Here is an 11,854-nt window from a genome sequence, read left to right as displayed (position 1 = left end):
TTTGATGTGATGATGCGAAACGAAGTCAACCAAGGGTACGCGCTTGCATCCCTGGCCGGAAGCAGCGGAAGAAACCGGTAAAGTAGGACAAACGCCGCTGCAAACGGCGAAACCGGATCGAGATCATGTTCGGCAGATTGAAGGACTGGCGGCGCATCGCAACCCGATACGACAGATGCCCCAAGGTCTTCCTGTCGGCCATCGCACTCGCAGCACGCGTCATCTATTGGCTATGAGGCAGGAACCTAAAGCGGACCTGCATCCATATCCCAATAAGGCACCTCGCGCCCGATACGTCCCACGATGAAATCCAGAAACGCGCGAACTTTCGCTGGCATGTGCTTTCGTTCAGGGAAGACGGCGTATAGCGCCTGCTCAGGCAGGCGATATTCGGGCAGCACCCTGACCAGACGGCCACTGGTCAAGTGGGCTCCGGCAATAAAGGTCGGCAGGCGACCGATACCAAGACTGTCAAGCAGCACGGTGCACAGGGCTTCACTGTTGTTCACGCGCAGAACACCAGATGTCTGAACGCGCATGTCACCCGCGGGCCCGGCTAAGCGCCATTCCGAAGGGTCGCGCGAATAGGCGTAGTGAAGGCAGGAATGCGCCAGAAGATCCTCAGGTGTTTCTGGCGTTCCGGACTGCGCAAGATAGTCCGGCGCAGCGACAATCACGCTGTGGATCGGGGCGAGTTTGCGTGCGATCAGGGCCGAGTTCGGCAACGTTCCGGCGCGTAAGGCCACGTCGATGCCCCCTTCGACGAGATCGACAAATTTGTCATCCATCGTCAGGTCGATTCTGATCCCCGGATATTGCCTGAGGAATGCAGCAATCATAGGCGCAACATGCAGTTGTCCAAAGGACATGGGTGTACTGAGCCTTAGTAATCCAACCGGTTGCCCCTGCAACGCCGCAACTGCGTCTTCGGCGTCCTGCGCTGCGCCAAGCGCCTGCGCCGCGTGGGCCAGATAGATTTCGCCCGCCTCGGTAAGGGAAATGGACCGCGTCGACCGATGAAAGAGCTGCGTTCCCAGATGGGCCTCCAGCACGCCGATCCGCTTGCTGACCGCTGATTTTGTAAGACCCAGATGCCGGGCGGCGGCTGCGAACCCGCCATGGTCCGCCACAGCAACAAAAACGGGGATAGCGCCAATTTCAGTCATGTTTTGCGATCCTTTGGGCGAGTTATTCTCACCTATAAGTTTCAAATTCACACGATTATCATCAAATAGAAAGCCTAATAGGTATCTGCATGTCCTGTTAACGCCGGAGGCTGACATGCCCAAGATGCTTATCAACGGAGTTCTGCGTGACAGACCGCTCGCCTCGGACGGTCGTTTTCACCGCCTGCAAAGCCCTTTCACGAGCCACATCAGCGTGCAACCGGGCGCCCCGCTTCCGAACACGCCCGGCCGGTACCACCTTTACCTGTCCAAGGCCTGCCCCTGGTGTCATGGCGTCGATCTGATTCTAACTTTGAAAGGCTTACGCAATGCGTTCAGCATCACATGGATGGACCCGGTCATGTCGGAAAACGGCTGGGTCATCGACCAGACGCTATTCGACGACCAAAGCGGTGTAAAACGCACCCGCTTCCTTTACGAAGTCTATCAGAGTGCCAAGCCGGATTACACGGGTCCGATCAGCGTGCCTGTGCTACTGGACAAGGTTACGGGCCGGATCGTCAGCACCGAATCGGCCGAGGTCATGCGCATGCTTCAGACGGCGTTTCCCGATACCGCGGGACCCGATCTTCGCCCGTCAAATCTTTGCGATGAAATCGACCGGATCGCCGAACAAATTCAGTCACCGATCCGCGAAGGCGTCTATCGCGCCGGGTTTGCCACCAGCCAGATCGCGTATGGCGAGGCTGTAACGGCGCTCTTTGCCTGTCTCGACGCGATTGAAGAAACGCTTGGCCAACGCCGGTTTCTGGCTGGTGACGTGCTGACAGAGGTTGATCTGAAGCTATTTCCGACACTTCTGCGGTTTGACCCGGTCTATGTGACCCACTTCAAGACCGACTACAAACGCATCAGCGACTATGTCGCCCTGTCCCGCTATCTGGCCGACATCATGCGGTTGCCGGGCGTGGCTGACACTGTGGACATGGCCCATATCCGTCAGCATTACTTCCTCAGCCATCGGCACATCAACCCCAGCGGAATTATCCCGATTGGCCCGGCTTCTTTGCGCACAGCCGATGTGTCAGAAATGGGGCTGCGTGATGTCTGATATTGTCAGAAGGTCCCCTGTATCAGCGTTGATCATAGCTATCGGTGTTCTGGTGGGTGTCAGTTTCACATTGTCAAAACTCGTCTCAATGGCAGGGATATCAGCGCTGACCGCATTGTTCTGGCAGGTTCTGTTGGCAAGCATCGCGCTGTTGGCGTTGTCTTTTCGGTCGAAGAAGCGCGGGGCGCTCAACACGCGGCACATCCCCTATTATTTTGGCGCCGGCGTTTTCGGTGTCAGCGGCCCCGCCCTGATCGGATTTCTGGTGCTGGAGCACGTGAGCCTTGGGTTCTATTCCGCTCTTGTCACGCTGTCGCCGCTGTTCACCTTTGCGATAACGGCACTGATTGCGCGAAGGATGCCGTCGCTGCAGCGCCTGATTGGTATTCTGATCGGCCTTGCCGGTGTCAGCCTTGCCACACTAGGTGGATTTGAACTGTCAGATGTTGAGCCGACCTGGATTGCGCTGTCGCTCCTAGGACCTTTGGTTTTGGCCTGCGGCAACGTCTTTCGCAGCTATGCCTACCCGCCCGGCGGCGATCCGTTAGGGCTTGCAACCGGGACACTTCTGTCACAGCTGTTGCTGATTTCCTCTCTGCTATTCGGTCGCGGCAGCTCCATCGGCGACATCTCGGTTCCACCTGCGCTGCTTGGCACAGTCTTTGGCATCGGGTCCATCACAGCGCTCAGCTATGTGCTGACCTTCGAAGTGCAGCGTCGAACAGACGGTGTTGGGTTCGCACAGGTTGGGTATTTTGCCACGCTTTCCGGCATTGCTATCGGCGCATTTGCCTTTCGCGAGCCGCTTGGGTTTGGGCTGCTTGGCTCACTCGCGATCCTGTTCCTCGGTCTCGCCATCACCAACGGTCATCTGAGTATCCCACCCGTCCTGCGCAGCCGGTCCGGAAGGCGTCAGGCATAAACACATCACACTTTCAATCAGAGAAGGAAATCACAAGATGCAAATCACCACCCCCACCACCGCCGTCCACGCGCCGCTGATCGCCTCCCTTTACACCGCGGTTGACGCGCTGGACGAAGCCGGCGTTGTCGAGCATGTCACCGAAGATGTTCAGTTCCAGCTTGGCAATTTCGAACAGGTTGATGGGCGCACAGCCGTGCAAGCCGCGAACGCGGGATTCTTTTCCACGATCCAGGGTATGCAACATACGATCACTGGTATCTGGTCCAGCGGCGATACCGCTTTCTGCGACGGCACCGTTCACTACACGCGCAACGACCAAAGCATGCACGAAGTACGCTTTGCCGCACGGTTCAACTTTCGCGCGGACAGGATCGCGGATTACCGAGTATATGTGGATATCTCGGGCCTTTGATGCCTTTAGTCATGCGCCATAAACTCTGAGTAGAACGCTTCTTTGATTGCGCACGAGCTGCGACGATCGGCGAGAACTTCACAACCCATCTATTCAATGTGGCGTGGTCAACTCGCACACCGCGCTCAGCCATGATCTCTTCCAAATCACGATAGGAAACCGTGTACCGCAGGTAGAAGTAAACGGTATACAAAACCGCGTCCTTGGGGAAATGGCAGCCTTTCAAGGAAATCATGCTGAAATCTGTTGGAGAACATTACGCGGACACCAAAAAAAGAAATCTATATACTCGTCAATCCAGGCTCAATGTTTGCGACACACCCGTCTGCCGTTTCTATCCGACGGAACGCTGAAAAAGTTCTCTTCCATATTCAGATGCAAAATTGCCGGTTCGCAACGTGGCAACATCAGCAAGTTCCAAGATGCGCCCCGATTTCAAAATCGCCAGCCTGTCACACAAGAAGCTGGCAACTGGCAGATCATGCGTGACGAGGAGGAAGGTCAGGTTTTTTTCCTCGTGCAGTGACTTCAGCAAATTCAGAATCTCTGCCTGAACGCTGACATCTAGGGCGCTTGTGGGTTCGTCCAAAAGCAATACAGGAGGATCAAGCATCAACGCTCGGGCGATGGCGACCCTTTGACGTTGTCCACCCGACAGTTGATGAGGCAGGCGAAATCGAAAGCGCCGGGGCAATCCCACGGCATCCAGCATGTCTAGTACTTTCTGATCCCGGTCTGGCAAACGGTGAACAACCAACGGTTCGATGAGCGCATCATCGACTGTTCGACGCGGATGCAGACTGCCGTATGGGTCCTGAAACACCATCTGAGCCTGCCGCGCCAAAGTCAGTCTGTCTGCCCCTTCTTGCGGATCGACGCCAATCTGGACTGCACCGCTGGAAGGTTTGACTTGCCGGGCAAGCGCTTTGAGGATGGTCGATTTGCCGGAACCGGATTCACCGACAAGGGCAAAGCTCTCACCTGCCGCAACATTGAACGAGACGTCATGGAGAATTGTGGTTTCATCATATCTTACAGAAAGGTTCTGAACCTGTATCATAGCGCGCCTCGGTCCAGAACCGGCAACCGCGTACGGTCTTCATCAATCCTGGGCAAGCTGGCCACCAAGCCGCGCGTATAGGGATGGCGGGCCTTGTAAAGCTCGCCTGAACCCAATTCCTCGACGATTTTGCCTTGGAACATCACAAGAATTCGGTCGCACCAGCGCGCCACCATGTTCAGGTCATGCGAGATCAGTATCAGGCCCATGCCCCGGCGTTGGACAAGGTCACCGAGTATGTGCAGAACCTGACCCCGAACCGAGACATCTAGTGCACTTGTGGGTTCATCCGCGATCATCAACGCCGGTTCCATCACCACCATCATGGCAATCATCACGCGCTGCCCCATGCCGCCGGACACCTCATGCGGATACAGCTTCGCGACGCGTTCAGGGTTGTCGATGCGCACGGCGCGTAAAGCATCCAACATCCGTTGGCGACGTTCACCGGGATCGCAGGCAGAGTGTACCGTCATCGCCTCTTCGATTTGCTCGCCGATGCGTATTACCGGGTTCAGGCTGAATTTCGGGTCTTGCAGCACCATGGACATCCGCGCGCCGCGCATCTGGCGCATGTCAGCTTCGGACAGGTTGCGCAGATCGATACCGTCGAATTCAAGCCGGTCCGCAGATACGTGACCTGGAGGCGGGATCAACCCCATAATAGCTCGGCCTGTCATACTTTTGCCTGAACCGCTTTCTCCGACAATGCCCAGCCGTTCAAGACCAAGATCAAATGATAGACCGCGCACAACCTCAACCGGACCGTGGTCCGAGGGGAAGGTAACGCGCAGGTTCTCTATCGAAAGCAGGCTCATCCGCGCGACCTTTGTTTTGGGTCAAGTACATCACGCAACCCGTCTCCGAACAGACAGAAACCCAGGGATACGATCACGATGGCAAAACCTGGCATGGTCGCAACCCACCATTGGTCAAGAATGAACGAGCGACCACGGGAAATCATGGCGCCCCATTCCGGCAACGGGGGCTGTGCGCCCAGGCCAAGAAAGCCCAGTCCGGCAGCCGTCAGGATGATCCCCGCCATATCGAGCGTGACGCGAACGATGGTCGATGACAGACACAGTGGAACAACGTGAAGTGCGATCACGCGCAAAGAGGATGCGCCTTGCATGCGCACGGCATCAAGAAACTCGGCGTTTCGGAATGTCAGCACCTCGGCACGCGCGATCCGCGCATAGACAGGCCAGGCGGTGATAGCGATGGCGATAACTGCGTTTTCGATCCCCGGACCAAGCGCCGCGACAAACGCTAGGGCAAGGATCAAGCGGGGCAAGGACAGAAAAATATCTGTCAACCCCATCAGGACGCGATCGATCCAGCCGCCGAAATAGGCGGCGACAGTGCCGATCATCAAGCCAAGCGGGGCGGAAATCACGGCCACCAGCAGAACGATCATTAGTGTAATCCGTGCGCCGTAGATGACACGGGACAGAATATCCCGGCCCAGTTCATCAGTGCCCATCCAGTGGGTTGCGGATGGCGGTTGCAGACGGTTCGCTAGTTCCCCTTCAATGGGTGAAAACGGGGCGAGCAACGGTGCCAGTGCCGCCACGATCAACAACATCAGAATGATGACAAGGCCAACCATTGCCAGCGGGTTGCGGGCCAACGCTCGGGCCAGCCTGTAGGTGCGACCCAATCGCGCCTGCATCCGTGTTTCGGGATCGTCGGACAGCAAATAGTGACGGACTGTCATAACCGGGCTCTCGGATCGAGCAGACGATACAGCGCATCAGAGGCTTTGTTGATCCCGACAAAGACCGCGCCGATCACCAATGTCGCGCCAAGAACGGCGTTCATATCGGCATTCAGAAGGGCGGTTGTCAGATAGCTGCCTATACCCGGCCAGCTAAAGACTGTTTCAATCATCACCGAGCCTTCCAGAAGCCCGGCATAGCTGAGCCCAATCACCGTAATCAATTGAACGCGAATGGGTCGGAACGCATGACGCCACAGGATCAGCCGTTCCGGGACACCCTTGACACGCGCCGTGATGATGTATTCTTGGCTCAGTTGTTCAAGCATGAAGCTGCGAGTCATACGCGCGATATAGGCGAGGGCAAAGAAACCAAGGATCGTGGCTGGCAGAATGATATGATGGATGGCGCTTGCCAGTGCTTCCCAATTCCCATTGATAGTGCTGTCGACCAGCAATAGTCCGGTACGCGCTGGCACCGTGCCGTCAAGAAAAAAGTCGATCCGACCTGGGCCTCCAACCCATCGCAGGTTGGCATAGAAGACAACCAATCCAACAAGCCCCAGCCAGAATGCAGGGATGGCATAACCCGCCAGACCGATCACGCGGATTACCTGATCCGCCAGTTTTCCCTGCCGCGAAGCTGCGAAAACACCCATCGGCACACCAAGCAGCACGCCGATGATGATGCCAATCGTGGCCATTTCCAAAGTGGCCGGAAACACGCGCACCAAATCCTCGGCCACCGGACGGCCGGTGGAAACGGACATACCAAGCTCGCCATGAACTACCTGTTTCACATATCTGAGAAACTGCACGGCAAGGGGATCGTCCAGACCCAACTCCTGCCGAGTTGCCTCGTATGTTTCTGCGCTGGCCCTGTCGCCGACAATTGCAACCACCGGATCAATCGGAACAACCCGCCCGATCACGAACGTGATCGCAAGCAGGCCGAGAAAGGTCACGGCCAGCGTCATAAGGAACTGGAAGGCGGGGATTGATCGCGTCACGTTCGGCTCCGTTTCGGTCACAATATCAAAGTTTTTTGACTGATCAAAATTTTTTTACTAATATCAAAAATTATTGCAGGAGGGTCTATGTCCCAACCCATGCCCAAAATCGACTCTGTGCGCCCGCCAGCATTTGGTGGCCGCATCAGGGATTTGCGCCGCAAGGCGAACATGACGCTGCAGACCCTTGCAGATCAGGCGGGCATCTCGGTTGGCTTTCTGAGTCAGGTTGAGCGGGACAAGGCGACACCCAGCCTTGGAACACTGGCCAACATCGCGGCGACGCTTGGCGTTGATGTGGACATCTTCATCTCCACGCCGAAACCTGCGGACAGCGTAACCCGGCAAGGTGAACGCCCCCGGTTCGCGCTTGCGGATTCGTCGTTATCTTACGAACACATTTCGACGGCTCTGCCAGGCGGAACCCTGTCGTCGCTGATCATCCATATCCCTGCCGGTTATGCGTCAGAGGTCACCGCTCATGTCGGAGAAGAGCTCATAATCGTGTTGGAAGGAACCGTGCGCCAGACGCTGGACGAAACGCATTTCGTATTACACGCGGGCGACAGCCTGCACTTTATGGGCGACACCCCACATGCCTTTGAGAACGTGGGCGATGGCCCGGCGAAACTTTTGTGGACCGGGACCTCGCCCAGATTGCTTGGCCCTAAGCCGGGCGCACAAAACAATCACGAAATACACAGGAGAGATCAATGAAATACGTCCCCGACATTGCCAAATCGCTGGCGGTGAGCCTTGTTGCGCTTTCGAGCGCTCCGGTATTGGCCGAAACACCTGCCAATGCGTTGGTGATAGCGCAGAATATCGACGACATTGTGACCATTGACCCTGCGTCGGCCTATGAGTTCACCTCGGGCGAGTATGTCACCAACACTTATGACCAACTGGTACAATATGACGCCGAAGATACTACCGTTCTGGCACCGGGTCTGGCGGAAAACTGGGAAATCGATGCGGATGCAAAGACAGTAACCTTCCAGTTGCGCGAGGGCGTTGAATTCACATCGGGCAACCCATTGCGTGGCGAAGACGTGGTCGGAAGCTGGAAGCGCGTTCTGGTGCTGCAAAAGGCTCCGGCGTTTATTCTAGAAAACCTGGGTTGGTCGGCTGACAATATCGAAGAGATGGTCACGGTTGACGGCAACACGGTCACGGTTCGCTGGGACGGCGATTTTGCGCCCTCTTTCGTGCTGAACGTTCTTGCCTCACGTCCGGCGGCCATCGTGGATTTCGAAACCGCGATGGCAAATGAGGTGGACGGCGATATGGGCCACGCCTGGATGAACCAAAACAGCGCCGGAACGGGTGCGTTTACGCTTGCCCGATATGCGCCGGGTGAAGTTCTTATGCTTCAGGCAAATCCGAACTATTGGAACGGTGCGCCCAAAACCGAACACGTGATGATCCGTCACGCACCCGAAGCGGCGACCCAGCGTTTGCTGCTGGAATCCGGCGACGTGGACATGGCTAAAAACCTGACCCCCGACCAGGTGGCCGGTCTTGAAGGCAATGCCGATATCAAGATCGAAACCTATCCACAGACCGCGGTACACTGGTTCAGCTTCAACCAGAAGCACGAACCGCTGACCAACCCCGCGTTGTGGGAGGCCTCGCGCTATTTGGTGGATTACAACGGTATGGCCGACAGTTTCCTCAAAGGTCAGATGGAGGTGCATCAGGCGTTTTGGCCCGAAGGCTTCCCCGGTGCTCTGACCGATACGCCCTTCAGCTACGACCTGGACAAAGCCAGGACGATCCTTGAGGACGCGGGAGTTGAATTGCCCCTTACGATCGAACTGGACGTGATCAACTCGGCGCCGTTTACCGACATGGCGGCCAGCTTGCAGCAGACATTTGCACCAGCCGGAATAAATTTTGAAATTCTGCCCGGCACAGGTGCGCAAGTGATCACGAAGTACCGTGCACGCACCCACGAGGGGATGCTGCTGTACTGGGGCCCGGACTTCATGGATCCGCATTCAAACGCCAAGGCCTTTGCCTATAACGCCGACAACTCGGACGACAAATACGCATCGACAACAACATGGCGTAACGCATGGATGCCGCCTGCCGAAATCAACGAAAAGACCAAGGCAGCCTTGGCGGAACAGGACGCGGAAGCCCGCAACCAGATGTATGTCGAGCTGCAACAATCCATGCAGGAGGAAGCTCCGTTTGTGATCATGTTCCAGGCCGTCAAACAGGTTGCGATGGCTGATAATGTCGAGGGCTTCGTGAACGGCGCCAACGCGGATTATGTCTACTACCGCCTTGTCGAAAAGAACTGATGGCCAAACTGGGAGCGATAATCGCTCCCGGCTCACCTGTTGAAAGCATTTCATGACACCCGATGAAGTTTTTGCGGCGTTGCATCGTGAAGCCGATGCCATTTGCGGTGCGCGTTTGTTCACGGTCACCGTTCTGGACAGAAAGGCGAATCTTGCCCGCCGCGCCTATTCCTCGCATCCCTCAGATTATCCGGTCACAGGGACCAAGCCGATGGGCAGCAATGACTGGACTGAAAAGGTTCTTGAGCATGGCGAAACATTTGTTGCCAACCAAACGGCGGAATTTTCACGATATTTTGTGGACTACGAACTTATCAATGAGCTGGGTTGCGAAGCAGCGGTAAACATCCCGGTGAGCAAAGAAGGATTGGTCGTCGGCACGGTGAATATCCTCGACAAAGCCGGGCATTTTACCCAGCAGCGCGTGACAGTGCTGAAACAGATGGTCGCGGACGCACAGACAGGTTTACTCGCCGCTTTTGACGACGTCCAGTTGGAGGAAAACATATGACACGGCTTGAACGATTGCGGGATCGCATGGCAGCGACCGGGGTTGACCTTGTTGCGTTGTCGCCGGGTGCGCATATGCACTGGCTGTTGGGGTTTGCACCCCATCCTGACGAACGTCCCTGTCTTTTGCTGATTGGCCTCGACAACGCCGGGTTTCTGATGCCTGCGCTTAATGCCAAGGATGTGCGACAACACACCGATCTGCCTTTCTGGGAGTGGGGCGACGACGAAGGCCCGGATGCAGCATTTGCGGATGCGCTGTGCACGATCAATTCGCAACCCAGATGTGTCGCGGTTGACGAGGTCATGCGTGCCGACCATACGCTTTTGCTGCTCGACTTCATGCCGGAGGCAAAGCGCACTTTTGCTTCCGGCACCGTCGGTGCCCTGCGGATGATAAAGGACGCTGGCGAACTGGCTGCTCTGGAGGAAAACGCCCGCATCGCCGACGCGGCCCATGCCGCCATTCGCGAAGCCCTGCGTGAAGGCATAACCGAGCGCGAACTGGTCGAGGTCGCAAAAGCACGGTTCGAAGCGGATGGCGCACGCATAGCGTTCGGAATCGTCGGAACTGGCGTGCATTCCGCGTTCCCACATCATCAATCAGGCGATACTCCGGTGCGCACTGGCGATGTGGTCGTCATCGATATCGGGGGTAAGAAGGGCGGCTATTACTCAGATATCACGCGGATGGCCTGTCTTGGCCACGCACCCGATGGATATAAGGAAATTCACGACCTGGTTGATACTGCGGTCAAGGCTGCGTTGGCCGCGATCCGGCCCGGAGTCAAGGCGCGTATGATCGACAAGGTCGCCCGCGATGTCATTGATGCGGCAGGATATGGTGAGTTTTTTACCCATCGCACCGGACATGGGCTTGGGTCCGAGATACATGAACCCCCTTACCTGACCGGCAATAGCGATTTAACTCTGGAAGAAGGCATGGTTTTTACTGTTGAACCGGGCATATACTTGCCGGGCCGGTTTGGAGTCCGATTGGAGGAAGTAGCTATTGTTACCGCCGACGGTTGCCGCACGCTGTCGAAACTGTCACGCGACTTGTTTTCAGTTTGATGCATTCCACAACCGGGTCTATCACCGAAACCACGGGCCGCATCTGTATATCGATTTAGCGGATACTCATTTCGCCTTGCCAGATACCAGTCGGGTAGGGCGTAGCTGCGATTGCGATGCACAAACTGCGCGCCCTATCACAGTGGATGGGGATATGTCCGCAATTTCGGACGCTCCCCAAGACAGGACCACGTATCCGAATCTGTCCAATAGGGCTGGGCTGAAAGGCTAAAACTCAAACATCGCAGCGCTCTCACGAGCCAAGGTTTTCGACCTGATGAATTTCTGAAAGCGACCATTGGCGCAATCGCGGAATTGGTACTTTGTCCCGCAATTCTCCGGTGCATCAGCCTTTGGATACTGCAGCCGCGGCGAAAGTCCTATGTGGATGGCTCCTGCATAGCAAGAGATTTCTGCGATTGCGATGGTCTGTCAGTACAGTCGTGTGTCCGGCCTGTTTGCGTGGCGATTGCCACTGGCCCTGATGAGTTCCGCGAGCAAGGTTCCTATCGGCTTAACGACCTCGAAGGCCGCGACATTGGTCGGAGTGTCCTTACCCTTGGTTGACTTCGTTTCGCATCATCACATCAAACGTCTTG

General features: G+C 56.3%; 12 protein-coding genes and 2 pseudogenes. 8 read left to right on the top strand and 6 right to left on the bottom strand.

The genetic code is table 11. The annotated features are described in order from the left end of the window. Positions 1 to 35 precede the first annotated feature (35 nt). Positions 36 to 236 (top strand): annotated as a pseudogene (locus ABLN87_RS21465) (transposase); the annotation flags it as partial. 9 nt (positions 237 to 245) lie between these two features. Here the strand turns inward: ABLN87_RS21465 and ABLN87_RS21460 are convergent. Beyond that, on the bottom strand, positions 246 to 1,166 hold the full coding sequence (locus ABLN87_RS21460) for a LysR family transcriptional regulator (protein WP_353014106.1): 921 nt from the start codon (positions 1,164 to 1,166) through the stop codon (positions 246 to 248). A 115-nt stretch (positions 1,167 to 1,281) separates the two neighbouring features. Here ABLN87_RS21460 and ABLN87_RS21455 point away from each other — a divergent pair, with 115 nt between their 5' ends. From ABLN87_RS21455 to ABLN87_RS21445, 3 genes are read left to right on the top strand one after another with little or no spacing between them, the layout of a single operon-like run. After that, positions 1,282 to 2,238 carry a glutathione S-transferase family protein gene (locus tag ABLN87_RS21455; RefSeq protein ID WP_353014104.1) on the top strand — a complete coding sequence of 319 codons (957 nt, stop codon included), beginning with the start codon at positions 1,282 to 1,284 and terminating at the stop codon, positions 2,236 to 2,238. Then, positions 2,231 to 3,160 (top strand): DMT family transporter, encoded by a 930-nt coding sequence (locus tag ABLN87_RS21450; protein ID WP_353014102.1) that lies wholly within the window; start codon positions 2,231 to 2,233, stop codon positions 3,158 to 3,160. Before ABLN87_RS21455 ends, ABLN87_RS21450 begins: the two co-directional genes overlap by 8 nt. A gap of 37 nt (positions 3,161 to 3,197) precedes the next feature. Beyond that, positions 3,198 to 3,575, top strand: coding sequence for a nuclear transport factor 2 family protein (locus ABLN87_RS21445; RefSeq protein ID WP_353014100.1), 378 nt, complete (start codon positions 3,198 to 3,200; stop codon positions 3,573 to 3,575). 10 nt (positions 3,576 to 3,585) lie between these two features. Here ABLN87_RS21445 and ABLN87_RS21440 read toward each other — a convergent pair. The 5 genes and pseudogenes from ABLN87_RS21440 to ABLN87_RS21420 form a co-directional block, all read right to left on the bottom strand. After that, positions 3,586 to 3,810, bottom strand: a pseudogene (locus ABLN87_RS21440) (IS6 family transposase); the annotation flags it as partial. A gap of 99 nt (positions 3,811 to 3,909) precedes the next feature. After that, the gene (locus ABLN87_RS21435; protein WP_353014098.1) at positions 3,910 to 4,635 is read right to left on the bottom strand and encodes an ABC transporter ATP-binding protein; all 726 of its coding nucleotides are present in this window, start codon (positions 4,633 to 4,635) and stop codon (positions 3,910 to 3,912) included. Further along, on the bottom strand, positions 4,632 to 5,453 hold the full coding sequence (locus ABLN87_RS21430; RefSeq protein WP_353014096.1) for an ABC transporter ATP-binding protein: 822 nt from the start codon (positions 5,451 to 5,453) through the stop codon (positions 4,632 to 4,634). Before ABLN87_RS21430 ends, ABLN87_RS21435 begins: the two co-directional genes overlap by 4 nt. Beyond that, complete coding sequence (locus tag ABLN87_RS21425; RefSeq protein WP_353014094.1) at positions 5,450 to 6,352, bottom strand: ABC transporter permease; 903 nt, start codon at positions 6,350 to 6,352, stop codon at positions 5,450 to 5,452. Before ABLN87_RS21425 ends, ABLN87_RS21430 begins: the two co-directional genes overlap by 4 nt. After that, the gene (locus ABLN87_RS21420; protein WP_353014108.1) at positions 6,349 to 7,329 is read right to left on the bottom strand and encodes an ABC transporter permease; all 981 of its coding nucleotides are present in this window, start codon (positions 7,327 to 7,329) and stop codon (positions 6,349 to 6,351) included. Before ABLN87_RS21420 ends, ABLN87_RS21425 begins: the two co-directional genes overlap by 4 nt. Before the next feature lie 120 nt (positions 7,330 to 7,449). On the opposite strand from ABLN87_RS21420, the gene ABLN87_RS21415 reads away from it, so the two are divergent. From ABLN87_RS21415 to ABLN87_RS21400, 4 genes are read left to right on the top strand one after another with little or no spacing between them, the layout of a single operon-like run. Then, positions 7,450 to 8,079, top strand: coding sequence for a helix-turn-helix domain-containing protein (locus tag ABLN87_RS21415; RefSeq protein ID WP_353014093.1), 630 nt, complete (start codon positions 7,450 to 7,452; stop codon positions 8,077 to 8,079). Further along, positions 8,076 to 9,671 (top strand): ABC transporter substrate-binding protein, encoded by a 1,596-nt coding sequence (locus tag ABLN87_RS21410; RefSeq protein ID WP_353014091.1) that lies wholly within the window; start codon positions 8,076 to 8,078, stop codon positions 9,669 to 9,671. Before ABLN87_RS21415 ends, ABLN87_RS21410 begins: the two co-directional genes overlap by 4 nt. Before the next feature lie 52 nt (positions 9,672 to 9,723). Beyond that, positions 9,724 to 10,182, top strand: a complete 459-nt coding sequence (locus ABLN87_RS21405) for a GAF domain-containing protein (RefSeq protein ID WP_353014089.1) — start codon at positions 9,724 to 9,726, stop codon at positions 10,180 to 10,182. Continuing rightward, entirely contained in the window at positions 10,179 to 11,255 is a 1,077-nt protein-coding gene (locus ABLN87_RS21400) for a M24 family metallopeptidase (RefSeq protein ID WP_353014087.1), read from the top strand. The genes ABLN87_RS21405 and ABLN87_RS21400 overlap by 4 nt, the downstream gene beginning before the upstream one ends. Positions 11,256 to 11,854: the final 599 nt, after the last annotated feature.

The sequence above is a fragment of the Ruegeria sp. SCP10 genome, from assembly GCF_040329495.1.
GTDB lineage: Bacteria > Pseudomonadota > Alphaproteobacteria > Rhodobacterales > Rhodobacteraceae > Ruegeria.
The sequence above is the reverse complement of the archived record's forward strand: the minus strand, read 5'-3'. Positions and strand labels throughout refer to the sequence as shown.

Bases quoted from the DNA above. Each gene is read 5' to 3' on its own strand.
- ABLN87_RS21460 (WP_353014106.1), bottom strand. From the start codon at position 1,166: ATGACTGAAATTGGCGCTATCCCCGTTTTTGTTGCTGTGGCGGACCAT.
- ABLN87_RS21455 (WP_353014104.1), top strand. From the start codon at position 1,282: ATGCCCAAGATGCTTATCAACGGAGTTCTGCGTGACAGACCGCTCGCC.
- ABLN87_RS21450 (WP_353014102.1), top strand. From the start codon at position 2,231: ATGTCTGATATTGTCAGAAGGTCCCCTGTATCAGCGTTGATCATAGCT.
- ABLN87_RS21445 (WP_353014100.1), top strand. From the start codon at position 3,198: ATGCAAATCACCACCCCCACCACCGCCGTCCACGCGCCGCTGATCGCC.
- ABLN87_RS21435 (WP_353014098.1), bottom strand. From the start codon at position 4,635: ATGATACAGGTTCAGAACCTTTCTGTAAGATATGATGAAACCACAATT.
- ABLN87_RS21430 (WP_353014096.1), bottom strand. From the start codon at position 5,453: ATGAGCCTGCTTTCGATAGAGAACCTGCGCGTTACCTTCCCCTCGGAC.
- ABLN87_RS21425 (WP_353014094.1), bottom strand. From the start codon at position 6,352: ATGACAGTCCGTCACTATTTGCTGTCCGACGATCCCGAAACACGGATG.
- ABLN87_RS21420 (WP_353014108.1), bottom strand. From the start codon at position 7,329: ATGACGCTGGCCGTGACCTTTCTCGGCCTGCTTGCGATCACGTTCGTG.
- ABLN87_RS21415 (WP_353014093.1), top strand. From the start codon at position 7,450: ATGTCCCAACCCATGCCCAAAATCGACTCTGTGCGCCCGCCAGCATTT.
- ABLN87_RS21410 (WP_353014091.1), top strand. From the start codon at position 8,076: ATGAAATACGTCCCCGACATTGCCAAATCGCTGGCGGTGAGCCTTGTT.
- ABLN87_RS21405 (WP_353014089.1), top strand. From the start codon at position 9,724: ATGACACCCGATGAAGTTTTTGCGGCGTTGCATCGTGAAGCCGATGCC.
- ABLN87_RS21400 (WP_353014087.1), top strand. From the start codon at position 10,179: ATGACACGGCTTGAACGATTGCGGGATCGCATGGCAGCGACCGGGGTT.